General features: G+C 41.5%; 27 protein-coding genes. 23 read left to right on the forward strand and 4 right to left on the reverse strand.

Annotation, left to right across the window (positions count from 1 at the left end):
- Positions 1 to 15: 15 nt before the first annotated feature.
- Entirely contained in the window at positions 16 to 1,011 is a 996-nt protein-coding gene (locus J7384_RS05820) for an AraC family transcriptional regulator (protein ID WP_209112023.1), read from the forward strand.
- Here J7384_RS05820 and J7384_RS19530 read toward each other — a convergent pair.
- The gene (locus tag J7384_RS19530) at positions 992 to 1,117 is read right to left on the reverse strand and encodes a hypothetical protein (protein WP_280636317.1); all 126 of its coding nucleotides are present in this window, start codon (positions 1,115 to 1,117) and stop codon (positions 992 to 994) included. The genes J7384_RS05820 and J7384_RS19530 overlap by 20 nt on opposite strands.
- Positions 1,118 to 1,188: 71 nt before the next feature.
- On the opposite strand from J7384_RS19530, the gene J7384_RS05825 reads away from it, so the two are divergent.
- The 3 genes from J7384_RS05825 (at position 1,189) to J7384_RS05835 (ending at position 5,494) form a co-directional block, all read left to right on the forward strand.
- A complete protein-coding gene (locus J7384_RS05825; protein WP_209112025.1) occupies positions 1,189 to 3,291 on the forward strand; it encodes a S9 family peptidase in 2,103 nt (700 codons plus the stop codon).
- Between the two features lie 170 nt (positions 3,292 to 3,461).
- Positions 3,462 to 3,908: a GNAT family N-acetyltransferase gene (locus J7384_RS05830; RefSeq protein WP_209112027.1), complete on the forward strand. Its 447-nt coding sequence runs from the start codon at positions 3,462 to 3,464 to the stop codon at positions 3,906 to 3,908.
- Between the two features lie 125 nt (positions 3,909 to 4,033).
- Positions 4,034 to 5,494 carry a hypothetical protein gene (locus tag J7384_RS05835; RefSeq protein WP_209112029.1) on the forward strand — a complete coding sequence of 487 codons (1,461 nt, stop codon included), beginning with the start codon at positions 4,034 to 4,036 and terminating at the stop codon, positions 5,492 to 5,494.
- A 111-nt stretch (positions 5,495 to 5,605) separates the two neighbouring features.
- On the opposite strand, the gene J7384_RS05840 is transcribed toward J7384_RS05835, so the two are convergent.
- Positions 5,606 to 7,792 carry an OsmC domain/YcaO domain-containing protein gene (locus J7384_RS05840; protein WP_209112031.1) on the reverse strand — a complete coding sequence of 729 codons (2,187 nt, stop codon included), beginning with the start codon at positions 7,790 to 7,792 and terminating at the stop codon, positions 5,606 to 5,608.
- Positions 7,793 to 8,046: 254 nt separating this feature from the next.
- Between J7384_RS05840 and J7384_RS05845 the strand changes: the two genes are divergently transcribed.
- The 17 genes from J7384_RS05845 to J7384_RS05925 all read left to right on the forward strand — a co-directional run bounded on the left by J7384_RS05845 (position 8,047) and on the right by J7384_RS05925 (position 20,851).
- Complete coding sequence (locus tag J7384_RS05845) at positions 8,047 to 8,709, forward strand: Crp/Fnr family transcriptional regulator (RefSeq protein WP_209112033.1); 663 nt, start codon at positions 8,047 to 8,049, stop codon at positions 8,707 to 8,709.
- 69 nt (positions 8,710 to 8,778) lie between these two features.
- Positions 8,779 to 8,961: a DUF2892 domain-containing protein gene (locus J7384_RS05850; protein ID WP_209112035.1), complete on the forward strand. Its 183-nt coding sequence runs from the start codon at positions 8,779 to 8,781 to the stop codon at positions 8,959 to 8,961.
- 147 nt (positions 8,962 to 9,108) lie between these two features.
- Positions 9,109 to 9,921, forward strand: coding sequence for a hypothetical protein (locus J7384_RS05855; protein WP_209112037.1), 813 nt, complete (start codon positions 9,109 to 9,111; stop codon positions 9,919 to 9,921).
- Positions 9,922 to 9,936: 15 nt separating this feature from the next.
- Complete coding sequence (locus tag J7384_RS05860) at positions 9,937 to 10,437, forward strand: metal-dependent hydrolase (RefSeq protein WP_209112039.1); 501 nt, start codon at positions 9,937 to 9,939, stop codon at positions 10,435 to 10,437.
- Positions 10,434 to 11,123, forward strand: a complete 690-nt coding sequence (locus J7384_RS05865) for a penicillin-insensitive murein endopeptidase (protein WP_209112041.1) — start codon at positions 10,434 to 10,436, stop codon at positions 11,121 to 11,123. Before J7384_RS05860 ends, J7384_RS05865 begins: the two co-directional genes overlap by 4 nt.
- Positions 11,120 to 12,232 carry a saccharopine dehydrogenase NADP-binding domain-containing protein gene (locus J7384_RS05870; protein WP_209112043.1) on the forward strand — a complete coding sequence of 371 codons (1,113 nt, stop codon included), beginning with the start codon at positions 11,120 to 11,122 and terminating at the stop codon, positions 12,230 to 12,232. The genes J7384_RS05865 and J7384_RS05870 overlap by 4 nt, the downstream gene beginning before the upstream one ends.
- A gap of 21 nt (positions 12,233 to 12,253) precedes the next feature.
- A complete protein-coding gene (locus J7384_RS05875; protein ID WP_247741653.1) occupies positions 12,254 to 12,715 on the forward strand; it encodes a DUF2269 domain-containing protein in 462 nt (153 codons plus the stop codon).
- Positions 12,716 to 12,724: 9 nt separating this feature from the next.
- Positions 12,725 to 13,108, forward strand: coding sequence for a DoxX-like family protein (locus tag J7384_RS05880; protein WP_209112047.1), 384 nt, complete (start codon positions 12,725 to 12,727; stop codon positions 13,106 to 13,108).
- A 21-nt stretch (positions 13,109 to 13,129) separates the two neighbouring features.
- On the forward strand, positions 13,130 to 13,516 hold the full coding sequence (locus tag J7384_RS05885) for a DoxX-like family protein (protein WP_209112049.1): 387 nt from the start codon (positions 13,130 to 13,132) through the stop codon (positions 13,514 to 13,516).
- A gap of 9 nt (positions 13,517 to 13,525) precedes the next feature.
- Complete coding sequence (locus J7384_RS05890) at positions 13,526 to 13,975, forward strand: thiol-disulfide oxidoreductase DCC family protein (protein WP_209112051.1); 450 nt, start codon at positions 13,526 to 13,528, stop codon at positions 13,973 to 13,975.
- Positions 13,976 to 14,058: 83 nt separating this feature from the next.
- Positions 14,059 to 15,432 carry an ATP-binding protein gene (locus J7384_RS05895; RefSeq protein WP_209112053.1) on the forward strand — a complete coding sequence of 458 codons (1,374 nt, stop codon included), beginning with the start codon at positions 14,059 to 14,061 and terminating at the stop codon, positions 15,430 to 15,432.
- A 4-nt stretch (positions 15,433 to 15,436) separates the two neighbouring features.
- On the forward strand, positions 15,437 to 15,901 hold the full coding sequence (locus J7384_RS05900; protein WP_209112055.1) for a hypothetical protein: 465 nt from the start codon (positions 15,437 to 15,439) through the stop codon (positions 15,899 to 15,901).
- A complete protein-coding gene (locus J7384_RS05905; protein ID WP_209112057.1) occupies positions 15,901 to 16,839 on the forward strand; it encodes a tetratricopeptide repeat protein in 939 nt (312 codons plus the stop codon). Before J7384_RS05900 ends, J7384_RS05905 begins: the two co-directional genes overlap by 1 nt.
- Positions 16,840 to 16,902: 63 nt before the next feature.
- Positions 16,903 to 17,589, forward strand: a complete 687-nt coding sequence (gene creB, locus J7384_RS05910) for a two-component system response regulator CreB (protein WP_209112059.1) — start codon at positions 16,903 to 16,905, stop codon at positions 17,587 to 17,589.
- 1 nt (position 17,590) lies between these two features.
- Complete coding sequence (gene creC / locus J7384_RS05915) at positions 17,591 to 19,012, forward strand: two-component system sensor histidine kinase CreC (protein WP_209112061.1); 1,422 nt, start codon at positions 17,591 to 17,593, stop codon at positions 19,010 to 19,012.
- Positions 19,013 to 19,095: 83 nt separating this feature from the next.
- On the forward strand, positions 19,096 to 20,469 hold the full coding sequence (gene creD, locus J7384_RS05920; protein WP_209112063.1) for a cell envelope integrity protein CreD: 1,374 nt from the start codon (positions 19,096 to 19,098) through the stop codon (positions 20,467 to 20,469).
- Positions 20,462 to 20,851, forward strand: a complete 390-nt coding sequence (locus J7384_RS05925; RefSeq protein WP_247741664.1) for a VanZ family protein — start codon at positions 20,462 to 20,464, stop codon at positions 20,849 to 20,851. The genes creD and J7384_RS05925 overlap by 8 nt, the downstream gene beginning before the upstream one ends.
- 204 nt (positions 20,852 to 21,055) lie before the next feature.
- Here the strand turns inward: J7384_RS05925 and J7384_RS05930 are convergent, their stop codons facing one another.
- Positions 21,056 to 22,504, reverse strand: coding sequence for a PLP-dependent aminotransferase family protein (locus J7384_RS05930; RefSeq protein ID WP_209112067.1), 1,449 nt, complete (start codon positions 22,502 to 22,504; stop codon positions 21,056 to 21,058).
- 119 nt (positions 22,505 to 22,623) lie between these two features.
- Here J7384_RS05930 and J7384_RS05935 point away from each other — a divergent pair, with 119 nt between their 5' ends.
- Positions 22,624 to 23,208, forward strand: coding sequence for a pyridoxamine 5'-phosphate oxidase family protein (locus tag J7384_RS05935; protein ID WP_209112069.1), 585 nt, complete (start codon positions 22,624 to 22,626; stop codon positions 23,206 to 23,208).
- A gap of 426 nt (positions 23,209 to 23,634) precedes the next feature.
- Here the strand turns inward: J7384_RS05935 and yihA are convergent, their stop codons facing one another.
- Complete coding sequence (gene yihA / locus J7384_RS05940) at positions 23,635 to 24,270, reverse strand: ribosome biogenesis GTP-binding protein YihA/YsxC (protein ID WP_348523845.1); 636 nt, start codon at positions 24,268 to 24,270, stop codon at positions 23,635 to 23,637.
- A 208-nt stretch (positions 24,271 to 24,478) separates the two neighbouring features.
- Here yihA and J7384_RS05945 point away from each other — a divergent pair, with 208 nt between their 5' ends.
- Complete coding sequence (locus tag J7384_RS05945) at positions 24,479 to 25,702, forward strand: c-type cytochrome (protein WP_209112071.1); 1,224 nt, start codon at positions 24,479 to 24,481, stop codon at positions 25,700 to 25,702.
- Positions 25,703 to 25,778: the final 76 nt, after the last annotated feature.

Below are 25,778 nucleotides of genomic sequence, written 5' to 3' on the forward strand. Positions count from 1 at the left end.
CTAGATTATTTAACGATGAAATTCGCGGCAAAATTTTCAGTATCGCCAAATTGGCTATTGTTGCTCAACGACATAGGCGCCTCGCCAAGTGACGTGCTCCGGTTTGGCCAACTGCCTGCTGATTTATTCTCACGGGCTGGAGCAACTTTGTCGCCGGGTGAATATTATCGGTTGTGGATCGGGATAGAGAAAGCACTGTCGGGGCAAGAGTTGCCTCTGTTGCTGGCAGAACATTTGAGTGTTGAGGTATTCGATGCACCGATTTTTGCCAGTATTTGCAGCGACAACTTAGCAATGGCGCTTGGACGGCTGCAGCGCTATAAGCCACTGATTGGCCCTGTACAAATAACCTTGAAGACAAGCTCGACCGTAACTGAATTGAGCTTGAGCTATTACGGCAACAAAGGCGTGTTGCCAAAAACACTGTGTTTGGCCGAATGTGTTTTTTTTACTCAGTTGGCGCGCTTAGCTACCCGAGCCCATGTCTGCCCACTGGCAATTACTTTACCGGAATTACCTGACGATATTGACGCCTATCAAGACTACTTTGGTTGTAAATTACAGCAGGGTGAACAAGTGAAAGTGCAGTTTAGTACTGAGGATGCTCAACGGCCTTTTTTAACGGCTAATGTTGCTATGTGGCAATTTTTTGAAGACAAGCTCAATTGTAAATTAGCCGATTTAGATCAAAGTGCACAAACCTCTGAACGGGTGCGGGCAGTATTGTTGGAAGCTCTACCGAGTGGCACTGCGGATATTGACTCGGTGGCAAGTAAACTGGCAATGAGCCCAAGAACGTTGCAGCGTAAGCTCAACGCAGAGCAACAAAATTTTAAAGGCTTGCTGCAAACTATTCGCACTGAACTTGCTGATCACTATTTGTGTAAATCGGAACTTTCGCTTTCTGAAATCTCATTTCTACTTGGCTTTAACGAGCCTAATTCGTTTATTCGCGCCTACACTAATTGGACGGGACTCTCACCTGGCAGTGTTAGGCTGCAGCACCATTAATTAGTTCGGGCCAATGCTGATGCCAACACGGTAATTCTGGAATTGTCGATACAGCGACAATAACTAGCACTTGGTCGAAATGTCTGTTGTCGGCACTAGCATTCACTTGGCTATTCGCCTAAGCTAAATCGGTTAAATTAACCTTTTTTTCACATAAATAACAACTGGGAGACACCGATGGGATACCGTCTTAGTGTGTTGGCTGCTGTTTGTGGTTTGCTAGCTGTGAATAGCCCTGCTGTTGCAGGCAGCGATATGAGCAATCAAACCGAGCAACCGTCAAAGCGTTTTAGCGCTGAACGCGTTTTTGATATTGAATACGCCTCAGATCCACAAATTTCGCCAAACGGCAAAAAGGTCGCTTATATTCGTCATTCAATGGATAAAATGACCGACCGAGATACTAGCCGAATTTGGTTATACGACTTAGAAAAGAACACTCACTTGCCGTTACTTGATAGTAGCGCGAGCTCGTATTCACCGCGCTGGTCTCCCGATGGCAGTCGTTTACTATACGGTACGGTAAGCGATGGAAAACCTGAGCTTAAAGTTTACTATCTTGCTGATAATCGCAGTGTCTCGCTGGCGCAGTTTAGCCAAAGCCCATCGCGAGCGACGTGGTCGCCAGATGGCAAACACATTGCCTTTAACATGTTTGTGAAAACAGCAAAACCGAGTTTTGCGACACCACCAACACCACCGAAAGGTGCTAAGTGGAACCCCGGCGTTAAAGTATTCGATGACTTAACCTTTAGATTTGACGGTGCTGGCTATTTGCAAGAAGGTGCTACGCAAGCTTTTGTTTTACCGGTTGATGGCGGCACGCCGAGGCAACTGACTTTTGGTGAAGCGGATATGTCAGCACCAAGCTGGCTTGATAACGACACCATTTTAGTGTCGGGTAACCGCGGTGAAAACCGAGACATGGACCCGATTGAAAGTGAAATCTATGCAGTTGAATTAGCCGACTTATCAATCAAGGCATTAACCGATCGCGACGGCCCAGACGGCTCACCTGTGGTCTCGCCAAACGGTAAGTTAATCGCTTATCGCGGTTACGACGACAAAGTGCTTTCTTATCAGCAGCAAAATCTTTATTTGATGAATGCTGATGGTTCAAAGCAACGTGAAATTATTGCTGATTTTGAGGGTTCAATTGGTCAGGTTGCTTGGACATCAGACAGTAAAAACATCGTCTTTTTGTCGGAAGATTACGGCGTATTAAGTCTTTATAAAACCAGTTTAAAAGGTAAAGTGACCAAGCTGCTAACCAACATTGGCGGTACCTCCATTGGTCGCCCTTACGCTGCCGGTAGCTTTTCAATTAGCAAATCAAGCAAGCCGACCATTGCTTATACAGCAGGCTCTACCGACAAACCGGCTGATTTAGCGGTTGCTAATTTTAAAGGTAAAAAGCAACGGGTGTTAACCGCGCTAAACGACGATGTTTTGCCATATTTAGAGATGGCAAAAATCGAAGAAATCAAAGTGAAATCGAGCCACGACGGCAAAGAAATTGAAGCTTGGGTAGCACTGCCTCCGGGCTTTAAAGCTGATGGCAGTTACCCGATGATTATCGAGATCCACGGCGGTCCACACACTATGTACGGCCCTTATTTTGCCAGTGAAATTCAGCGTTTTGCTGCCGAAGGTTATGTGACAGTGTGGGCAAACCCACGAGGTTCAACAGGTTACGGTGAAGACTTTGCGCAGGCAATTGACCGCGCTTATCCGGGTAACGATTACCACGATTTAATGACAGTGGTTGATGAGCTTGTTGCCCGTAAGTATGTTGACGACAAACGCCTCTTTGTTACTGGTGGCTCTGGTGGCGGTATTTTAACGGCTTGGATCGTTACAAAAACTAATCGTTTTGCCGCCGCGGCTTCGATCAAACCTGTAATTAACTGGATGACCATGGCACTTGCTGCTGACATTGGTCAATACGTGCGTCGCCACTGGATTCGCGAAGATCCTTGGTCAAACCCAGAGGAATATTTGAAGCGTTCGCCAATCAGTTACATGGATAAAGTCAGTACTCCAACTTTAATGATGGTGGGTGAGCAAGACTTTAGAACACCTGCATGGGAAGCCGAGCAGTTTTATACTGCCTTGAAAATGAACGGTGTTGATACTGCGCTAATTAGAGTGCCAGAAGCACCGCACTACATCGCTTCAAGACCAAGCCGATTAATCGCTAAAACCGACAATATTATGGGGTGGTTTGCTAAATACGACCCAGTAAAAATTGCTGAGAAGAAAGCTAAAAAAGAAAAATAATTATTCTTTTAGTCGATAGTGTTGAAAAGGGTTATTTTGTTTGAAATAGCCCTTTTTTATTGTCTTTAACTTTATTGTACCAGTTCCCTGCTAGCAGCTAGATACTTGAATTAATAGTTGTCGTCTCAATCTTATTTAGCGTAATACCATTGAAATAAAAGGAAAATGAGATGGAAATTAACTTAAGAGAAATTACCAAAGACAACTGGCTCGATATGATAGAACTCGAAATCACCAAGGAACAAGAGAATTACGTTGCGTTGAATTCAGAGGCGATCGCCGCGTCTAAATTTTACGATTACTACGTTAATCGCGGTATTTATTTAGGTGATAAACCCGTTGGTTTTATTCAATATTACCCAAACTTTGACGATGGTAAGCCCAATGAAATATTTATTGATCAATTGATGATTGATGTCGGTCACCAAGGCAACGGTTATGGCACTAAGGCTATTAGCCTCGTGCTTGATGAAATTAAAAAGCTCGTGGGTTTTAACGCCATTTCAATTTGTTATGTTGAGGGGCACGACGTAATGAAAAAGTTTTTTGAGCGTTTCGGGTTTGAAGTGGTTGAACAGGATGAATTCGACGAGACCATTATGGAACTGCATTACTGACAAAAGCGCCATCAACCGCACAATCCCTGCTTGTTATCGTATATTTAAAGCACATGGAAGTGATGTTTTATAGTCTATTTATCAAACTGTTAGAACTTACTGTATCAAACAAGGAAATAACAATTATGTTGAAGTTGCTCGCTAGGAGGTTACGCTCGATACCTTCTTTAAGTGTCGCTATGGTTGCGTTGTCGTTGGTTGGTGTCAATGCTTGGGCGAGTGAAGCGGATGGCTTTATGAATAAGCTCAAATCGCATTATGAAAAAACGCGCTCAATTAAAAGATTTTCTCTGAATTATCACTTTTTAAATAAACAATATCGATCATACGATTATTGGGATTATCGAGTGCCAGATAGAGTCATGTCGCTCAGAATGGTTGAAGTGGATTTGGAAAAGAAGCACTTCTATGACAACGACATCTTGTACGCTCCCGGCGGTAAAATACTTGATAGAGTTCAGTTTCAAAATGACACTCATAGTTATTATTACGAGCGTAATGGTAACTTTTTAGGTAAACGCTTTTTTAATCGAGGCATGGGAAACTTCGACCGATTTATGAGTTTTATGGCGATAAATATCGACTTTTTAGCGGTAAGACCGCTATTAGATGAAATGGATATAGCTAACACTATTAGTGTTCACCAAAACCCTAAACGTGGCACAACAGTTGTTACTCATAAAGTTTCGGAAGATAGTATTATCGATTATGAATTTAATACTAGCCCACTGCAACTGGTCTCACTTCACAATAAGTCACGGCAAGCTCGCTATCTTTATGATGATTACCAAACAACCAGAGGCATTACTTTTGCGCGTTCGGTAAATAAGTACTACAACGGGTCATCTGAGCCTGCTTACATTAGTTTTAATGACAAGTTCGATGTTATTGAGCAGGTTGACTCGGGCAAGCTTCAATTGCCTTCGGGGTATGGCCCTGAAATGGTTCGCGGCGATGGTGTTTTGGTGACAAAAGAAATAGCCCAAGACCTTTATCTGATTACCGATTCTGCCGCGTGGCGCAACAGCTTGTTTAAAGTCACAGGCGACAGCATTACCGTATTTGGCGCAAGTGGTTACCCCGAATTAGCAGATAAAATTATTAAGCAGATTGGTGAGCAATTTCCCACTAAAACGATTAGTGCAGTTCACGTTACCCATCCACATAAATCTGATATTGGTGGCCTTAGTGTATACGCTGAACAAGGTATTGAAATACTTGCCGACCAGTACACTATTGAGGCCATCAAAGCTTTCCCTGATTTTGCTAATAACATCGATAAATTTCAATTTCGGATAATTGAAAATGAACAATTGATCGATGGTGCGCACTTTTATGTTTTAGAGAGTACTCACGCGAAAAGACAAAGTTTTGTTTACTTCAAAGAAAGCGGCGTAATTTTCCAAGCGGACTTTTTAAACATTGCTTTCGACAATACTATTCCTAAGGTCATCCCCAGTTACACTAAAGCTTTTATTGACTTTATTCGAAGCAAACAGCTCAAATTTAATCGTATTGTTGGCAATTACCAAAATAACAATATTTCAGTTGAGGTTGTGAACAAAACCTATGACGCATTGATGTGATAACGACAGAGTTGAAGGTGTGCAATGTAAGTAGTGATAAATGTTGGCTACCCAGTTCGTTTAATCAGGTAGCCAACATTCTTAGGAGGCAATTACTAAAATAGCTCTGTGCTAATTTAGTTTAGTTAAAGCCGCTCTGGCTTGATGAAGTTTTTTATAGCTTTCAATTAAGCGCAGGTGCGGTTCAATGCCCTCTAACTTCATGCTAGTTTCAGTTAAACCGTGGAATTTAACTTTGCCATTGACTGAACCAACCACGGCTTGCATGACTTCTTCGCCATACATACGAGTTAGGTTGTGAACGTAGTGTTCAAGTTCCAAATCATCGCTGAGGCTAATTTCTAATACTGCATGAACCGCTTGGTAAAACAAGCCACGTTGCACTGTGTTGTCATTGTACTGCAAGAACTCTTCAACTAATTCAATCGCCGATTCAAGTTCACCTAGGGCAAGGTAAATGAGCGTTTTGAGCTCAAGAATCGTGAGCTGACCCCATACGGTGTTTTCGTCAAATTCAATGCCGATTAGAGTGCGAATATCAATGTAGTTGTCGAGCTGACTTTCTTCTAAACGCTCAACTAGGCTGGCAAGTGCGTCATCGTCGAGCGAGTGAATTGTCAGAATATCTTCGCGGTAATCTAGGGCTTTATTGGTGTTGTCCCAAATAAGATCTTCAACCGGGTAAACTTCCGAATAATCAGGTACTAAAATACGACAGGCGGTGCCAATTTGGTTGAACTCAGCAACGTAAACTTCTTTGCCTAAGTCTTGCAAAATAGCCATCAGTGAGTTGTTTTCTTCTTCGTTAGTACCCGAGAAGTCCCACTCGACAAATTCGTAGTCGTGCTTAGCACTAAAGAAACGCCATGAGATTACGCCAGTTGAGTCAATAAAGTGTTCAACAAAATTTTCTGGCTCAGACACCGCCATGCTGTTGAAAGTTGGCTTTTGTACGTCGTTCAAGCCTTCAAAGCTACGACCTTGCAACAACTCGGTTAAGCTGCGCTCAAGTGCAACTTCAAAGCTTGGGTGGGCGCCAAATGAGGCAAATACACCTCCTGTTCTTGGGTTCATTAGGGTGACACACATCACAGGGAACTGGCCACCAAGCGAGGCATCTTTAATCACTACTGGGAAGCCTTGCTCTTCCAACCCTTTGATACCTGCGACAATACTTGGGTACTTATCTAATACTGATTGTGGCACATCAGGTAAGACGATTTCCTGTTCGATAATTTGACGTTTTACCGCGCGCTCAAAAATTTCCGATAAACACTGCACTTGCGCTTCGTGCAAGTTGTTACCCGCGCTCATACCATTGCTTAAAAACAAGTTTTCAATCAGGTTTGATGGAAAGTAAACGGTTTCGCCGTCTGACTGACGGACATAAGGAATCGAACAAATGCCGCGTTCGATATTACCTGAGTTGGTATCAATTAAGTGTGAACCGCAAAGTTCGTCATCAGGGTTGTAAATACCTAGGCAGTAATCGTCGAGTAAGCCTTGTGGCAATGCATCATCTTCGGTCAGTTCAAACCATTTCTCGTTCGGGTAGTGAACGAATTCGCTGTTGGCAATTTCTTCGCCAAAGAATTGATCATTGTAGAAAAAGTTGCAGTTTAGTCGTTCGATAAATTCACCAAGGGCTGAACACAGCGCGCTTTCTTTGGTTGAACCTTTACCATTGGTAAAACACATTGGCGAAGCGGCGTCGCGAATATGCAGCGACCAAACGTTTGGCACAATATTGCGCCACGATGAAATTTCAATTTTCATCCCAAGCTCAGCCAAAATTTCAGTCATGTTGGCAATGGTTTGCTCGAGTGGTAAGTCTTTACCCAAAATAAAGGTGCTGCTGTCATCGGCTGGTGTTGCCATTAACATGGCTTGGGCGTCGTCATCTAAGCTCTCAACCGCATCAACTTTAAACTCTGGGCCAGTCTGAATCACTTTTTTAACGGTACAGCGGTCGATTGAGCGCAAAATACCTTGGCGATCTTTTTCAGAAATACTCTCTGGTAATTCCACCTGAATTTGGAAAATCTGGTTGTAGCGGTTTTCTGGATCAACAATATTATTTTGTGACAAACGAATATTTTCGGTTGGAATATTACGCGACAAACAATAAACCCGCACAAAATAGGCGGCACATAATGCTGATGATGCTAAAAAATAATCGAATGGGCTTGGCGCACTGCCGTCGCCTTTGTAGCGAATTGGCTGGTCAGCAACCACAGTGAAGTCGTCAAATTTGGCTTCAACTTTTAAGTTTTCAAGAAAATTAACTTTGATTTCCATAGGAATTTCCACAGTAAATGACTGTTGTTACCGTGCTAAATTGGGTGAGTTATTCACCAGTGCACGACAATAAAAAATAATGGCGTAATTATCGGCTTTTTTAGCGCAATAGTCTTGGCCTAATTTACCTTTTATGTGATTTTTATAGGCTAGTAACTTGGTATTGGTGGCTTGTTTTAGCATTGTTTAAAAGGCGATTTATTGATAAAAGGTTTTGCCAACACACATATTTTTCTGCAATAAAGTGAAGTTTTATGCCTAGTGTTCAAAGCCAAATGCTCAACTGTGGGATCTTTGATTCTGTGTCGGAATCGGCAAAAGAGAAAATCGCTCAGCACTGCCAGCCGTTTACTATTGGCGCAGGTGTTAGAGTATTTGAAACCAGTGACACCTGCCAGATGATGCCAATTGTGACATCTGGTGATATTCGAGTTTTTTCAGAGAGCGAGAATGGTCGCGAAATTACTCTGTACCGAGTGAATCAACAGCAACTTTGCATTTTAACCATTAGCTGCTTGCTCAGTGGAGACCGTTATCCTGCCAATGCCATTACTGAGTCAGAAGCCTCAGGCGTTAGTATTCCGAAAGCTTTATTCATGGAGTTATTTGCCGAACAAGCAAGTTTTCGAGAACAAGTGTTGCAAACTTTTTCTTACCGCATTACTGAGTTAATGCAGCTGCTCGACGCTGTCACGTTTAAAAAGCTCGACTTGCGATTGGCGCAGTTTCTAATAGCACATGGCCCTGATATTGCGCTATCACACCAAGCCATTGCAGATGAACTTGGCAGTGTTCGCGAGATGGTCAGCAGGTTATTAAAACAGTTTGAAGAAAAAGGATGGTTGCAACTTTCGCGAAAGCTGATTCGGGTTATTGATGTAAATCAATTAAAGTTGCTGCTTGATAGCCAATTGTGACTTTAGTCACTGAAGCGATTTTTTAACTTTTTATACTGGCCTCAGTTTCACTTACTTGAGGACAAATAAATGTCGTTTAACGTTGGTACAATTGACAGAGTATTAAGAGTTTTACTGGGTTTTGCGTTAGTGTTATGGGCGATTTTGGGCGGCCCTGTTTGGAGTTGGATCGGCGCCGTGTTTTTGGTGACCGGGTTGTTTAAGTTTTGTCCAGCATACGTGCTGTTGGGAATTAAAACCAATAAAGCTTGATACTGTGTAAATATGAAGAAGAGGGCATTCGCTCTCTTTTCATGCTTGAGCTTATAGCTGACTAAGAAATACGGTAGCTTATTGAAAAAATTATCAGTAAAGTGACATTTATGATGATTTGCTCACATGGTGTTATTAAACGGATTTATGTTTCAGCTCTTCAAATCAGAACCTCTGTTGTCAGAAGCCGACTTAACCTTTCAAGTAGCTACCTATGCTTGGCTACTTAAGCATTTTGGCGGCGATGACTTTTATAAAACAACCCAATTAGTATTACCGACCAGTTCGTTCTTTCCTGAACAGGTAAGCGAGCCCAAACAAGCCGCGCTGGCAACGTTTGAGTCGGTTAAGCAGCACGCGGGTATGGCAACTTGGCAATGTCAGTTAGTTGCTCAAGATGACGACATAAACCCCATTGTGTCGCCGACTATGGTGGTACAAAATGCTCCCGTACAACCTAATGGTACCTTTCAAGCCACTGAAGATAATAATGTTGTTATCACATACAAGCCGAGTCTAATTGGCCAGCCAATTCAATTGGTTGCAACACTTGCCCACGAATTGTCGCATTACTTGACTGCGACCGCTCAAGAGCCACCGCCAGGTGGTTGGGAAAATTGGGAATTTGCTACTGATATAACAGCAACATTTCTCGGTTTTGGTATCTTTATGGCCAACTCGGCATTTAATTTTAGGCAATATAGCAATGCTGAGTCACAAGGTTGGCAGTCCAATACTAGTGGTTACCTTTCGGAGCAAGAACACATTTATGCGTTAGCTATTTTTTTAAAACTCAAACAGCTACCGATTTCATACGCACTTGTGCACTTGAAGCCGCATTTGCGCAAATTTCTAAAAAAGGCCGACAAAGAACTCGATAAATCAGGTTATATCGCTGAGTTGAGTGAGGTTGTTTATCAGCCCAATCAAACTGATACTGACAGTGCTTATGAACATTAGTGGGAGACCAGTTTAATGCCATTTACGCCGATTCATATGGGGCCGGGGATACTGATTAAAGCCATACTCGGTACTAGCTTTAGTTTAATGGTGTTTGGTTGGACGCAAATTGTGATGGATCTGCAACCGCTGATTGTTCTTATCACTGGCGAGGGGCATTTACACGGTTTTACTCACACTTATATTGGCGCACTATTGATTGCAGCATTTTCTGCATTGTCGGGAAAATACCTCTCAGAGTTTGGTCTAACAGTCTTAGGTATTTTTGATGACAGTAAAACGATTGTCATTAGCTGGAAAGTGGCACTAATAAGCGCCTTGCTCGGGAGTGTTAGCCATGTTTTTCTCGATAGCATCATGCATTCAGACGTTGAACCTTTCTTTCCTGTATCTCTCGATAATCCATTTTGGCGTATTATCAGTGTTTCTATGTTACACAAAGTCTGCCTATATACTGGGCTAGTGGGCGCTGCTATTTACTTTGCCCTAAATTGGAAGTTGTATAAAAACCAATGAACAAGATTAAACTTGTAATTATTACTACTTTATTGGTGCCATGGCTGCTAGCGGCTCAAGAAAGTGTTTGCTATGGCTCTACATCAAATGGCTATCTCGAATATGGTGTCAAGTTGCCAGCGTCTGGAGAGAATTATGTTGGTTATAGTGATGTAGCTCGTTTGGCGGGGCGAACATATGTTCATTCTGTTGTTAAGTCTATTGTTGTTGAGGCTTATAAAGATTTACGCAGCGAATTACCCAATAAAGTATTTAAGTATGCTGAAACAGGCTTTGAGCAAGGTGGACAATTTAAGCCACATAAAACGCATCGCAATGGGCTATCAGTAGACTTTATGACTCCTGTGGTTGATGAATCAGGAAAATCGGTTCACTTACCGACACATGCCTTAAATAAGTTTGGTTACAACATAGAGTTTGATGAAAATGATCGCTACCAAAAATATCGCATCGACTACACTGCATTGGCGGCTCATTTAGTTGCATTACACGAGTCGTCACAGCGCTATGGCGTTGATATTTGGCGAGTGATTTTTGATCCCAAGCTGCAACCCAAGTTATTTGCTACTGAATATGGCGATTACCTTAAAACACATATTGAGTTTTCCAAAAAACGCTCTTGGGTGAGGCATGATGAACATTATCATGTCGATTTTGATATACCTTGCAAGGAACGAGTGAAATGAAAAAGGTCGTTGTTCTCGGTGGATATGGCAACTTTGGCAAGCGAATTGTTGAAAGCCTCGTTGGTATCGATGAACTCACTATTTATGTTGCGGGCCGAAGCCAAGAGAAAGCGCTTAAATGTATTGAACATTTGCCAGTTAATTCAAAAGCTCTTTTAAAACCGCTAGTGATTGATATTTTTGCAGCTGATTTTGAAGAGCAGATAAAAAGTCTGTCACCTTATTTGGTTATTCATACAAGCGGCCCTTTTCAAGGACAAGATTATAGAGTACCAAAAGCTTGTATTGCCTCAGGGGCAAATTACATTGACTTAGCTGACGATCGACGGTTTGTTTGCGATATCACTGAACTCGACCAATACGCCAAAGATAATGGTGTTGTAGTTGTCAGCGGGGCAAGTTCTGTACCCGGTTTATCGTCAACCGTAATTCAACACTATCGAGACCAATTTGACACTTTGACCTCCATTGATTTATCGATTGCACCTGGCAACAAAGCAGAGCGCGGATTGGCGACGGTAGAAGCAATTTTGTCGTACACTGGCCATCCCATAAGTGTTTTTAAGAACGGTGATTGGCAAAATATTTATGGTTGGATGGACTCGAAAACAAATAATTTTGGCGGCTTTGTTGGCAAGCGCCATTTAGCCAATGTCGATGTGCCAGACCTAGAGTTATTTCCAAAGCATTATAACGTTGAACAACGAGTGACCTTTCAGGCAGGCTTAGAGCTTACTTTTTTGCATCAAACTATGGTGTTTATGGCGGCCTTAGCAAAACGGGGAGTGGTAAAAAATTGGGCTCCGCTGGCTAAATCAATTGTCACCACAAGTAATTTGTTCTTACCTTTTGGCAGTGACAAAGGCGCGATGGAAGTATTACTTCGAGGCGTTGGAGTTAACGGGCAAGATAAAACCGTTAGGTGGACTTTATACGCTCCTAAGGGCAATGGGCCCTATATTCCTACACTTTCGACGATTATTTTAGCTAAAAAGCTATTGCAAATGGAGGACATCGATAATGGAGCGAGGCCTTGCGTTGATCTGTTCGAAATAAGCGATTTCAAACCTTATTTCGATGCTTTTGACATCCATTTCGAAGAGCGATAACAAGAAAACATGGACTATTATTTGGCTTTAAAATTAATACATATTTTGGCGGCAGTTATTGTCACCGGAACTGGTATTGGTATCGCTTTTTTCATGTTTATGGCCAATCGTTCAAACAACCCTCAAGCAATATATGTTACCGCGCAACACGTTATTCTCGCAGATTGGCTTTTCACAACACCTGCTGTCGTTACGCAAATTACAACGGGTATACTGTTGATGAAACTACAAAATTACTCCTTTGATTCACTTTGGTTTTATTGGGTTGTAGGCTTAATTAGCGTTATTGGTTTTTGTTGGTTACCAGTACTTCGTATTCAATACCAATTACGAGCACTGGCTAAACGCAGTGTCGAAACCAATTGTATTTCAGCACAATTTAACGCGTTAATGCGAACTTGGACACTGCTCGGTATTCCGGCTTTTTGCGCTATTTTAGTGATATTTTGGCTAATGGTATTTAAACCGTTTCCAGTTACTTGAGGTAAATGAATGACAGCAACTAAACAGTTAATGTTGAACAAAGCTGCATTATATTCCTTATCGTTTTTGTGGCTATTTACTGGGCTTACTTCGATATTCTTGTCGCCAAATTTCGGTTATGAAATTCTAGCTAACGCTATGATATCCGGCTGGTTAGCAGATCTCGCCGTTTGGGGAGGTGGTGTGTTAGACATAGTAATAGGACTGTGGCTGCTAACATCAAAAAGAATCAAATTGTGCTGCCTTGTACAAGTTGTTGTGATGCTCGTATATACAGCGCTGTTGACTATAATTGACGCAAGTTTCTGGTTACATCCTTTTGGGCCATTAACCAAAAACATACCGATTTTTGTACTTATTGGTTACGTATATGTTAGCGCTATCGATAGATAATCTAGACAGAGGAGAGCAAGGTTGCCACCCATTCAAATCGCTCGATTTATAGTTGCTTTTAGTTGGCTGTACCACGGAATTTTCCCTAAACTGATACATATTGCGCCTTTGGAGCAACTGATGACCGCAAGTATTGGCTTTTCAGATCAAACCTCTTATTGGTTAACTAAATTTGCCGGTGTCGGTGAAGTAATATTTGGCGTGTTGTTTTTTATTCTCTATCGCAACTTATGGCTTAACCTCGCTAATATTGCGGGGCTTACTGGGTTACTTGGTTTTGTCGCATTTTACCAGCCACAGTTGCTTATTGAGGCGTTTAATCCTGTCACCACTAACATCGCGCTAATTGGCTTCAGTTTGATTCTGTTACATGAATTAAAACAAGGAAATCAATTGGCAAAGCCTTGAGGAAGCGTCATGGCAAGTACCGACTATCCACCTAACATTTCAGCGAATGATCGCGTTATCTTGTTTGATGGTGTTTGTAAGTTATGTAATTTCTGGAGCCAATTTATTATTAAGTACGATGTTCAGCATCGCTTTAAACTATGCAGTGTGCAGTCACCTGAAGGAAAAAAGATACTTGCATACTTTGGAATGCCAACTGACTATTTTGAAACCATGCTCTACGTTGAAGGCAATCAGTGCTTTGAAAAGAGCGACGCCTTTTTAAAAGTTATGGCGCAACTGAAGTGGCCATTCAGATTACTTACTGTTTTTAAGTTCATCCCTAAACGTATCAGAGATTGGTTTTATGATCGCATCGCATTAAATCGATATGCGTTGTTTGGCAAATATGACTGTTGTATTTTACCTGAGCCTGATCACCAACAGCGCTTTTTAAACCGTGACACTAGTTCTAATTAAAAGAAATAACCTCCACTAGTTTGGATATATAAACCTAGGCGTGATTAGCGTTGTAGGTTAGAATTTTGAGCTATGTTAGTCCGTTGTTTTTGAATGATTTTCAACCAAAGAAATGCCTTATGGATAAAAGCTTACTTGAGAACCTTGAAATTGCCTTGTCTCAGTCTCCTGAAAATACGGCTTTGAGGTTTACCATTATTTATCAGTATTTTGAATTTGATGAGTTTGAACGTTGCGCTGAACTTATCGCGGAAGTTAAAACTGATGATTTAGAAATAGAGCAACAACTAATTGCAGCTAGAGTATTTTTGGCTTTAGCGCAATATGAACAGGCGTTGAGTACTTTAACAAAGGCCTCACCAGAAAGTGATCTACTGAAGTCGAAAATTCATCATGCATTGAATGAGCGGGAGAGTGCAATAGCTTTCTATGAACTTGCTGTAGAAGAGAATCCGGCATTAGAAGATCTTGAATATGCAAAACTTTTACAAGCGGCGACAGTCAAGACACCAGGTGGCTCAAGAATGAAGTTGCGCGTTATTTCAAATGATAATACGGATGACATCGAAATCACTAGGCTAGTCCACCCTCAAGACGAAAAAGTAACATTTGATGATGTTGGCGGTTTAGAGCATGTCAAAAAGCAAATACGGAAAAAAATAATCACCCCTTTTCAAAAGCCAACGCTGTTTAGTCGGTTTAAAAAACGAATAGGCGGAGGTATTTTGCTTTATGGTCCTCCTGGGTGCGGTAAGACTTTGTTGGCTAGGGCAACGGCTGGCGAATGCAATGCAAAATTTTATAATGTCGCTATTTCAGATATTCTCGATATGTATATTGGTGAGTCAGAGCGCAAGCTTCATGCTATTTTTGAGCAAGCGAGGGCGAATACACCGTCAGTAATTTTTTTTGATGAAATAGAAGCGTTAGCAGCTAAACGTCAGAATACGAGAGAAGCCACATCATCAAAACTTGTCAGCCAATTCTTATCTGAACTCGATGGCTTTGCCCAAGACAACCAAGGTGTATTAATTTTGGGAGCTACCAATGTACCCTGGGCGTTAGATCCTGCGTTTAGGCGTCCGGGCCGTTTTGATAGAGTTGTTTTCATTGCACCACCAGATCAAGAGGCTCGCAATAATATTGTTCAAGGATTGTTAAGAGATAGACCCGGTGGTGATTCTATTGATGCGAGAAAAATAGCAAAGCAAACAGGCGGTTTTTCTGGTGCAGATCTAATGAACTTGGTGGAATCAGCTGTGGATGAAGCAATTGACGAGTCAATTGAAAACGGCCGAGAAATCCCTCTAAGCGAAGGTCATTTTGAGCAAGCGTTAAAAGACAGTAAGTCGACGACTTTAGAATGGTTAACCATGGCGAGAAACTATGCGAAGTATGCTAATGATTCTGGCCAGTATGATGACGTTGTCACTTTTTTGAAAAAATACGGTAAGTAATTGCATGAATAGTTACCAAATAGTTGATGAGCCTCGCGCTAGTCGTTGGTCGAAAAAATCCGTAGATCCGATGTGGCCTTTGTTGGCTTTTATGCTTGGGGGGGCGATTTTTAGCTGGTTGTGGTATGCACTAAACAGCATCGCTTTAAATAGCTCTAGTCGCAACAAAGAGCTGTTCATCATAGGCGCTGCACTATTAGTTTTTACTTGTATGTATATTGGTTTGGGAGCCTTGATTGAAGGAGGTGCTCTAGCCGATATCAATATTCAATACATTAAGATATGTATTACTAGTATAGAGCTTATTTTTTGCTACAAACTCTATCTTATGCAGCAGCCAAGTTTTGATCTTTATGAGTATTTTAACGGTGATATTGCTAGCCCAGCAGTAGGCTTAGTCTTGGCTCTTCTCGCGGGTAAAAAAGTGGAAATTTTCATTATAAACCTATTGCTGACGGGAGCTGCTTAATGGCATATGGCACTGATTCTATTGAACGGTTAGTTGAGCAAGCTGAGCAGAGGTATCGCTACGGGGATTTTCAAGGCGGAGTAGAAGCCTTAAAACTAGCTTTAGCTATTGAACCTGACAATGGTTTTTTACACAGCTATTTGTCTTTTGGATTAATTAATTTAAAACGCTTATTTGCTGCACAGCACGAGGCAATAATAGGCCTAGAGTTAGAGCCTAACTCAGCTTATGCTCACTATACATTAGCAAATCTATTCCAGTTAAAGCGAGATTTTGACAAAGCTTTACAACACATTAACGATGCTCTGATTTTATCTCCAGATAACGTCAGCTTCTTGGTATTGTTAAGTGCAATACAATTGGACGTTGGGCAATTGCAGGAGGCTAAAGTGACCCTAGAGCGGGCTTTGGCACTTGCCCCGTCTGAACCTGAAGTTTTGGGCTTGTTTGGCGACTATTGGTATGAGTTGAATGAACTATCCAAGGCTGAGATTTACTATAACGAAGCTCTTAGTATTGAACCTCAACATTTTAGCTCTCTTGTTGGTAAGGGGCGCACTTTATTGCGTAATGGCAATGTGATAGAGGCAAAAGAACACGCAATTTGGGCCTTACAACAACAGCCTAATAATAGTACTGCACTGGCTTTGTTGACTAGTGTTAAAGCTCGTCAAAGCCCGCTAATGGGAATTTGGTGGCGCATAAATACTTGGCTGGTTAGTGGTAACAATGCTCGAACAATTGTATTGCTAATTTCGGCTTATATTTTTTTCAGAGTGACTTCTGTCGCTTTGGTTGATTTTGGTTATGGTGCTATTGGTACTGGTGTTTCACTTTTTTGGCTTGTCATTGTTGTATATATGTGGGTTGGGCCAACGTGGTTTAATAAAAAACTGAAGGCTGAACTCGAGACCGTTAATCTCGATAGGAACTTTTAACAAGGCCTGCCATTCGTAAAATAAGTTGATTTAGTTATCTAAATTCAAGGAATTAGTAGCAAGATGAATAAGAACATTTTGGTAATTGAAGATGAGCCTAGTATTGCTGACAATGTTTGTTATTCGTTAAAACAAGAGGGCTTTGTTCCAACCTGCAAGTCTTTAGGTGGTGAAGTTTTAGCTCTTCACCGTGCCAATTCAATTGATTTTGCCTTAATTATTTTGGATGTCGGTTTACCCGACATTAATGGTTTTGAAGTTTGCAAAGCGATTCGAGAAACGTCTGATGTTCCTATTATTTTTCTTACTGCCAGAAGTGAAGAAATAGATCGGGTCGTAGGGTTAGAAATTGGTGGCGATGACTACGTTGTAAAGCCTTTCAGTCCTAGGGAGTTAGTTGCTCGTGTTAAGGTCGTTTTAAAGCGCATTAACAGCCATAAAATAGAGGGTGTTGAGCCGGCGTTGTTTCGAGTTGAGCCTCAAGCACAACAGATATATTTTTCGGAAAAGCTACTGTCTCTTACTTACTATGAGTATGGTGTTTTAGCCACGCTGCTCAGTCAACCAGATCGTATTTTTTCGCGTACACAGCTGATGGATAAAGTTTGGAAGACTCCTGAAGAGAGTTTTGATCGTGTGATAGATACGCATATAAAAACTATTCGGGCAAAGCTAAGAAATATTGACCCGACATACAACCCGATCGCGACACACCGAGGTGTTGGCTATAGCATTAAGCTAGGTAAGTAATATGAGCTTAACGCTTCGAATATTTTTAGCGTACTTTGTTATCGCAGTGGCTGCTGGCGCCATTTTCTTAAATGTTTTTATGTCAGAGCTTAAACCGGGGATGAGACAATCGTCAGAAGATAGTCTTGTTGACATGGCTAACTTGCTAGCGGAACTTGTTGCCCCAGAGTTTGTTCACAGCCCAGAAAAACTACAAACGTTTACCCCAGCAGTGGCTAAGTTTTTAGAACGCAAATACAAAGCCGAAATATTTTCTGTTAATAAACGCAGCAGTGTTTTGAGAGTATATATTACGGATGCTAAAGGTATTGTGCGCTATGACTCGTCAGGTATTGATATAGGTGCCAACTATTCACGCTGGAATGATGTCTATTTAACACTTCGAGGTCGATATGGTGCGCGCAGTACCAAGTCTGATCCAGATGACGAGTTTAGTACGGTAATGCATGTCGCTGCACCTATTGTTAGTCAGGGTAAAATCGTTGGTGTACTTACAGTGGCTAAACCCAATTTTTCAGTACAGCCATTTATTGATATTGCTTATCAAAAGGTTATTCAGCAAGGGCTCGTGCTTATCGTGTTGTCTTTAATTGTTGCGCTCTCCATTGCTTATTTATTGACACGTTCAATACGCAGGTTAGTTACTTATGCCGACAATGCCAGTCGTGGTACCAGCGCTCAATTGCCTAAAGTACATGAAGCTGAGCTATCGAAGCTTGCAATATCCATTGAAAATATGCGTGTGGAATTAGAGGGTAAAGATTATGTTGAAAAGTATGTGCATGCGCTGACACATGAACTAAAAAGCCCTATCGCCGCTATCAAAGGGGCAAGTGAGCTGTTGTCACCACATATGCCTGAGGTCGACCAAGCCAAGTTCATTGATAACATTGGTAAAGAAGTTGATCGAATGGACAATATGGTAAATCGTTTACTCGGGTTGGTGGCTGTTGAAAAACAAGAAGCGTTGAACGTGATAGAACCTGTCGATGTGCAACAGCTTTGCCTTGATGTTATCGCCAGTAAACAGGTGCAACTAGATGCAAAAAAATTAGTCGTCGAACTTAAGTCTGCGCAAAGTTCTATGGTTCAGGGCGATGGTTTTTTACTCAATCAAGCCATCGATAATCTCATACAAAATGCGATTGAATTTGCTAATCCAGATAGTGAAATAAGCGTTTTGGTGGGTGCTGATCATGCGGTATTGAACGTGTCGATTATTGACCAGGGTGCATTGATTCCAGATTATGCCTTGGCAAGAGTCTTTGACCGGTTTTATTCATTACCTCGCCCTAATAGTGACGACAAAAGTTCTGGCCTGGGACTTTGCTTTGTAAAGCAGATTGCTACTTTACATGCAGGTCGCATTCAACTTGAGAATACTGATAACGGTGTAAAAGCAGTGTTATCAATAAAAAGGTAATTTCTAGGCGCTACACACAACAAAAACACATCCAGCACATATATGAACTCTATCCTGATTTAAACTAATCAGGAGGGTTACACATGCAAAAACAACTTGCCATCAAATTGAGCGCGATAGCATTCATTACATTGGTTTTGATGTTACCGTTACAAATGATCTCAGGAAAAATAGACGAACGAGCATTTTATTTAGCGCAAGCTAAACAAGCTGTTAGTGATAGTTGGACGACAGAGCAGCTGTTATTACCAGCATTGCTGATTTTACCGTATGAAGTGCATCGCAAAGTATACGTTACTGACAGTGTCAGCAAAAAGGTCACGAGCCGAATTCAAAAAACTAGTTATAACAAACTGATAGTGCCAGATAAGCTATTCTTATCTGCGACTATAGACAACAGTATCAGGCAAAAAGGTATTTATAAGGTACCTGTTTACACATCTGAAGTTAATGTTAGCGGTGCATTTAGCGGTAACCTGATAAATGAGTACAAAAAACAACTAGTCGAGCAGCACGATAAGGTTGTATTTAAAGCGCCGTATTTTTCGGCTTTTGTATCTGATCCGCGAGGAATAATCAGTATTCCATCACTTACTTGGCAGGGCCAGGCTGTCGAGTTTAAACCAGGTAGTCAGTTACCTAAGAAGAACGCGGGTATTCATGCCTATTTACCTGATATTAAAGAAAAAGGGCTTAATCAATTTTCGTATGTCTTAAAAATGAGAGGAATGGAACAGTTGTCTCTTATTCCTGCTGCTTTAGAAAACACTTTCCATGCAGCCTCATCGTGGCCTCACCCTCAGTTTATTGGTGACTTTTTGCCAACTGAAAATGAAGTCAGTGAGCAAGGGTATCAGGCAAAATGGAATATCAATTCGTTTGCCAACAATATTCAAGACAAGGTATTGAGTTGCGAGAAATCGAGCTGTGATAGTCTTTTCCATGGAGCTCTTGGTGTCAAACATATTGAGACAGTAGATGTATATTTGCAGTCTGAGCGCACAGTCAAATATGGCTTACTGTTTATTGGTTTATGCTTTATTACTTTTTTTATCTTTGAAACGATTATGAAGTTACCAATTCACCCAATTCAATACAGCTTAGTTGGATTAGCAAATGCAATTTTCTATTTATTGCTAATTTCGTTGTCTGAAAACATTCACTTTGGACTTGCTTATTTTATTGCCAGCTTCTGCTGTGTTGCACTATTGGTATTTTATCTCAAGCCAATCTTAAGAAATGATATGTATGCTTATGTGTTTTCTGCCGTTTTAGCCAGTTTATATGGGATTTTGTATATTATTATTAATATGGAAGATTTAGCGTTAATGATGGGATCATTTTTGACATTCTTGGTACTGGCAACTGTTATGTTTACGACTCGGAATATAGATTGGTATATGGTTGGGCATGAGCTATCAAAGCCGAACCCAAGTCAGCACCAAGACAATGTATAGAGCCATTCCTGCAGTTATCTTTGGCTTGTTTATGGCTTGGGTTATCACTCAAGCCAACTTTGGCAACGATTCTCACTTGTTCGCTATAGTGGGTTGGATTCCTGGGGGCGACAAAATAGGTCATGTGACTTTGTTTTTTCTTTTGAGTACATTAACAATTACTGCTTTTAATTTTCGAACACTAAAAATTATGTCAAATCACTGGCCTTTGGGCGCAGTGCTAGTTTTTGTAGTTGCTGTTGTTGAAGAGTGTTCTCAGTTGTTTATTTTAAGTCGAAGTTTTGATTTGTTCGATTTGCTTGCCAATAGTTTAGGAATTTACTTATCAATTGTTCTAACTAATAAATATCTGGTGGTAAATAGAACAAAAGTTGATAGTTAAAATTATTTAAAATCAATGGTTTGATATTTTGTGTTTGTTTTTTATAAAATTTATAGAGCAAAAGCTTTACTTTTGTAGAGCTAGTACTCTATAATGCAATTGTTCCGTTAGCGAACGCCTGTTGTAAACAATTTGTATATTCTAGCTTTCCCCATATAGCTGAGCCGGTGATTTTATCATCGGCTTTTTTTTGCCTGAAATTTACTAACTTTGCTGCTGTTTGAGATATTGATTTATTAATTCCACGATATGCTCTCGCTGTTCGCCGTTAGTATTGGCAAAACCAAGTACTAAGCCCGTTTGTTTGTCGCTGTTGTAGTAATAATCTGATAATGCTGAAGGGGCGTAGCCATAATTGAGCAAAAACTGACACAAGTGATGCTCGTCAATGCCGCTAATCTTCAATACCAAATGCATGCCCGCACTGTAAGCAACTGTTTGGCAGTTATTGGGTAACTGTTTTAGTTGTTGTTGAAGGTGCTGCCATTTTTCGTGATAGTGTTTTCTCATTCGACGAATGTGACGTGTGAAGTGGCCTTCGTCGATAAACTCGGCGAGCACAGCTTGCTCAACCAATGGCGATTCACCACAACTGACACCTTTCAAATAACTAAAGTGTTGACTGACAGCTTTTGGCACCACTAAGTACCCGAGCCTAATACTGGGAAATAGGGTTTTGCTAAAACTGCCGAGGTAGATAACAGGGGCAGTGTCAGACAAACCTTGAATGGCCGCCACCGGCTTTTGACAAAAGTTAAATTCACTGTCGTAGTCGTCTTCAAGCAACCATGTCTTGTTTTCTGCTGCCCACGCCAATAGCGCTAATCGTTGATCAGCAGATAAAATACCACCCATCGGGTATTGATGCGTGGGCGTGCTATACAGGAGTTTGGCGTCTCGATATTTCGGCTGGTTAAGCTGGTCGACATCGATTGATTGTTGAGCCAATTGCACTGTGCTTATCTCGGTTTGGTAGGACTCAAATACCCGCTTAGCACTGATGTAGCCAGGCTCTTCAACAATAACTCGGTCGCCGGGATTGAGTAACGCTTGGGCGCACAAATTTATTCCGTGTTGGACACCTTGAGTGATAATAACTTGCTCAGCATCGCATTTTACCCCGCGAGAATGTGCTAAATAGTTTACTAACGACTGACGCAGTGGCAAATAACCTTTGATTTCGTTATAGCCGTACAGCAGCTTTCGGCTGGCGTGATGCTTTAGTAGTTGTTGCCAAATCGCAAAGGGGAATTGGTCAATTGCGGTTAAGCCGGGTGAAAAAGGGAGGTTTTTGTTGTCATCTCGTTTTAATGAGTTCAGTTGAGCTATTTTGTTGCTTAGCTTGGGTAGTGCAAATACTTGGGCTGGTTTGTGTCGGTGTCTGGTAAGTTGCTGGTGATTGAGCTTGTCGTGAATATAAACGCCACTGCCGCGCAGGCTTGTTGTGTAGCCCTCGTCACATAATTGCTCTATGGTTTTAATCACCGTATTTCGACTGATACTGAGCTCGTCAGCAAGTCGCCTTGATGAAGGTAGCCTCATACTAGGTGCTAATTCACCTGTGATAATTTTCGCGACAATTTGACGGTACAACTGTTGTTGTAGGTTTTGGCTCTTGTTTAAAACAATGTCATGTAAGCTGGTTATTTCCATCTCGTTTAAGATAATTCCGCAAATAAACTGGATCTATCACTTGTATTTTATTGGTACTTTTTAGCATACCAAAAATATTGATAATAGCTGCATTGATTTCATATTTCGTTGAGCAATGTATGTCTGAACAAGTTAAACACACCAGAAGAACTAAAGTTCGTCGAGCTAATAAGCGCGCGAGTTATGATCGCGACCAAATTATTAGGTTGGTTGAAGACGTTAAGTTGGGCCACTTGGCGATGGTGGTTGATGGTGAGCCTCTGGTGATGCCAATCACTTTGTGGGCGCACGAAAACAATCTCTATATTCACTTAGCTAACAACAACAGAATTCAGCGCTATTTAGAGTCGGGTAAGCAGGTATGTATTTCTGTCTGTGAATCGAAGGAGTGGGTGTTGGCTAAATCAGCCTACCATCATAGCGCCAATTATCGTTCAGCGGTGATTTACTGCTCAGGCACTAAGGTGCTAGATCGTGACGAATTTAATCAGAGTTTTAAAACCTGTATTAACCAAATTGAAGTCGACCGTTGGGATAAAATTAGGCCGCCGAATGACAAAGAGTGGAAAGTCACTGCTCTGATGAAATTAACTATTGATGAGGGTAGTTTTAAGTCGCGATCTGGCGGCTCAATAGAAGAGCCAGAGGATTTAGCATTACCTGTCGAAAACGGTGTAAAAGCGATTTGTCCATTTCATAATTAATTGCTTTTTAATCATATTCTGCCTTTTAATCAAACAGAAAAATAAATTTCTGACTAAAAAGTTAATTTTTATTTTCTTTTATATCATGTGCTTATAATTTTTCTGACGATTTTGTATAAGTTTTTTAGAGTAAGTGCTTTACTTTTGTAGAGCTAGTACTCTATAATTAAATTGTTCCGTTAGCGAACGCCTGTTGTAAACAATTTGTATATTCTAGCTTTCCCCATATAGCTATGCCGGTGATTTTATCATCGGCTTTTTTTTGCCCGAAATTCAGGGTTTGGTGTTTGGCACAATCAATTGATTACGCTTTTTAATATAGCGCTTGCTGTGGGTAATTATTTGGCAAGATTAAGCGCCAATGAGCGCTTAGTGAACGCTCAGCTGACGCTTGAAAAAGTGGTTAGGTGGTACGGAGGGAAGCTACTATTCTATTTCTGCCGGTTGCTCTGGCAAATCTTGGCTGAGCCAATCACAGATAATTTGTGTCGCTTGGCTAGCCCCCGTTTTTTTCAACGACGAAAAGGCTTGTACTTTTATATCGGCGTTAAGTGCTTTGAGTTTTTTCTTAACAGATAACACTTCTGCGCTGGCTTTTCCTTGAGATAACTTGTCGGCTTTGGTCAACAACGCCAATACCGGTAAATTACTGTCTGCTGCCCACTCAATAAGGTCTTGGTCGAGGTCTTTTAGTGGGTGACGAATATCCATCAGCACCACTAAGCCTTGCAAACTTTCGCGTTTTTCTAGGTACTCACCCAAGGCTTTTTGCCATTTCTTTTTCATTTCCAGCGGGACTTTAGCATAGCCGTATCCCGGCAAATCAATAAGTCTTTTTTCTGGTGCAACTTCGAAAACATTGATCAATTGTGTTCGGCCAGGCGTTTTACTGGTACGCGCTAATGACTTTTGATTTGTTAAGGTATTAAGCGCGCTTGATTTACCCGCATTGGAGCGGCCAGCAAATGCGACTTCGATGCCTGAATCAGTAGGTAGCCGCCTAATATCTGGCGCACTAATAGTGAAATGGGCTTTATGTAAATTGATGGTAGATTCTGACACGAACAACACCTTGGACGAAAATTTGTTGGCTATTATAGCGATTTTTTTGTGTAAAGAAGGAAAAGACTTAAAAATTATCGGGTTTTTTGACTTCGAGCATTACAGCAGGGCGAGCTTTAGTGTAAAATGCTGCCACTTTTTAATCAAAACTTGTAGTTATACAACGAGTGTGCGCGTTGTTTAGCTGGTCGAAAAAGAGAATGTATTAATGAAAAAGGTAATTTTTTCACTCTTATTGGGGTTGGGTTTTATCAATACTTCGGTTGCCGCAGGTGACGTAGAAGCAGGTAAAACCAAAGCAGGCGCTTGTGCTGCGTGTCACGGCACAGATGGTATTGGTATTTCTGACAGCTTTCCTAACCTAGCAGGCCAGCATGCAGACTATATTGTTAAGCAATTAAAAGGCTTTCAAAACGGCAACCGCTCTGATGCAGTAATGGGCCCAATGGCTGCAGGTTTGTCTGAGCAAGACATGCAAGACCTTGGTGCTTACTTTTCAAGCTTGCCACGCAACGGCGGTCAAGCAGCTAGTGGTGCTGACGCCGGCGCAACAGCAGCTGCACCAGCGGCTCCGGCGTTTGAACCAGATCCAGCCATTGGTAAGAGCCTTTATGAATTAGGCGACGAAAGCCGAGCAATTGGTCAATGTATTGGCTGTCACGGTAAAGACGGTAAGAGTGATGTCCTTATTTACCCGAACCTTTACAAGCAACACCCAGAATACATTGCTAAGCAATTGAAGAACTTCAAATCAGGTGATCGTCAAAACTACGCAATGAATCAATTTGCGGGTGCGATGACAGACGACGAAATTGCACACGTAGCGGCTTATTTCGCTGACACTGAAGCAGTTGCTAATATCAAAGTGAGAAAGCCGGTAGCACCAGTCGCGATGTCTGACAGTGCAGTTGCTGGTAAAGCAAAAGCGGCAGTATGTGCGGCTTGTCACAGTGCAGACGGTAATAGCGTTGTTGCTATGAACCCTAAATTAGCGGGTCAAAGTGCAACTTACATCGTTAAGCAATTAAAAGCGTTTAAAGACGGTAGTCGTGCCAATGCCATTATGGCGCCAATGGCAGCAGCATTGTCTGAGCAAGACATGACTGATTTAGCCAATTACTTCGCAAGCCAAAAATCGACATTAGGTGACGGTAAAGCCAATGACTTAGGCCAAAAATTATACCTAAGTGGCGATGCTGAGCGCGGTATCACGGCATGTGTTGCTTGTCACAGCATTAACGGTAGTGGTATGCCAAGTGCTGGCTTCCCTGCACTTGCTAAGCAGCATTCAGGTTACTTGAAAACTCAGTTAGAGTTGTTCCGCAAAGGTGAGCGCGCTAACGACAACAACGCTATGATGCGCAACATTGCGATCAAGCTTGAAGACGAAGATATTGAAGCGTTAGCACAATACATGTCATCACTAAAATAAATAGTGACGACAACGAGTTAAAAAACAGCGCCCATAGGCGCTGTTTTTGTTTTTAACGCTTGATAATTGTTGATCT

It is taken from the genome of Endozoicomonas sp. G2_1 (genome assembly GCF_017744155.1).
Lineage (GTDB): Bacteria > Pseudomonadota > Gammaproteobacteria > Enterobacterales > Alteromonadaceae > JAGHQT01.

Bases quoted from the DNA above. Each gene is read 5' to 3' on its own strand.
- J7384_RS05855 (WP_209112037.1), top strand. From the start codon at position 9,109: ATGTTTCAGCTCTTCAAATCAGAACCTCTGTTGTCAGAAGCCGACTTA.
- J7384_RS05935 (WP_209112069.1), top strand. From the start codon at position 22,624: ATGTCTGAACAAGTTAAACACACCAGAAGAACTAAAGTTCGTCGAGCT.
- J7384_RS05840 (WP_209112031.1), bottom strand. From the start codon at position 7,792: ATGGAAATCAAAGTTAATTTTCTTGAAAACTTAAAAGTTGAAGCCAAA.
- J7384_RS05890 (WP_209112051.1), top strand. From the start codon at position 13,526: ATGGCAAGTACCGACTATCCACCTAACATTTCAGCGAATGATCGCGTT.
- J7384_RS05845 (WP_209112033.1), top strand. From the start codon at position 8,047: ATGCCTAGTGTTCAAAGCCAAATGCTCAACTGTGGGATCTTTGATTCT.
- creC (WP_209112061.1), top strand. From the start codon at position 17,591: ATGAGCTTAACGCTTCGAATATTTTTAGCGTACTTTGTTATCGCAGTG.
- J7384_RS05870 (WP_209112043.1), top strand. From the start codon at position 11,120: ATGAAAAAGGTCGTTGTTCTCGGTGGATATGGCAACTTTGGCAAGCGA.
- J7384_RS05860 (WP_209112039.1), top strand. From the start codon at position 9,937: ATGCCATTTACGCCGATTCATATGGGGCCGGGGATACTGATTAAAGCC.
- J7384_RS05905 (WP_209112057.1), top strand. From the start codon at position 15,901: ATGGCATATGGCACTGATTCTATTGAACGGTTAGTTGAGCAAGCTGAG.
- J7384_RS05825 (WP_209112025.1), top strand. From the start codon at position 1,189: ATGGGATACCGTCTTAGTGTGTTGGCTGCTGTTTGTGGTTTGCTAGCT.
- J7384_RS05925 (WP_247741664.1), top strand. From the start codon at position 20,462: ATGTATAGAGCCATTCCTGCAGTTATCTTTGGCTTGTTTATGGCTTGG.
- J7384_RS05850 (WP_209112035.1), top strand. From the start codon at position 8,779: ATGTCGTTTAACGTTGGTACAATTGACAGAGTATTAAGAGTTTTACTG.
- J7384_RS05930 (WP_209112067.1), bottom strand. From the start codon at position 22,504: ATGGAAATAACCAGCTTACATGACATTGTTTTAAACAAGAGCCAAAAC.
- creB (WP_209112059.1), top strand. From the start codon at position 16,903: ATGAATAAGAACATTTTGGTAATTGAAGATGAGCCTAGTATTGCTGAC.
- J7384_RS05865 (WP_209112041.1), top strand. From the start codon at position 10,434: ATGAACAAGATTAAACTTGTAATTATTACTACTTTATTGGTGCCATGG.
- creD (WP_209112063.1), top strand. From the start codon at position 19,096: ATGCAAAAACAACTTGCCATCAAATTGAGCGCGATAGCATTCATTACA.
- J7384_RS05830 (WP_209112027.1), top strand. From the start codon at position 3,462: ATGGAAATTAACTTAAGAGAAATTACCAAAGACAACTGGCTCGATATG.
- J7384_RS05880 (WP_209112047.1), top strand. From the start codon at position 12,725: ATGACAGCAACTAAACAGTTAATGTTGAACAAAGCTGCATTATATTCC.
- J7384_RS05900 (WP_209112055.1), top strand. From the start codon at position 15,437: ATGAATAGTTACCAAATAGTTGATGAGCCTCGCGCTAGTCGTTGGTCG.
- J7384_RS05835 (WP_209112029.1), top strand. From the start codon at position 4,034: ATGTTGAAGTTGCTCGCTAGGAGGTTACGCTCGATACCTTCTTTAAGT.
- J7384_RS05820 (WP_209112023.1), top strand. From the start codon at position 16: ATGAAATTCGCGGCAAAATTTTCAGTATCGCCAAATTGGCTATTGTTG.
- J7384_RS05945 (WP_209112071.1), top strand. From the start codon at position 24,479: ATGAAAAAGGTAATTTTTTCACTCTTATTGGGGTTGGGTTTTATCAAT.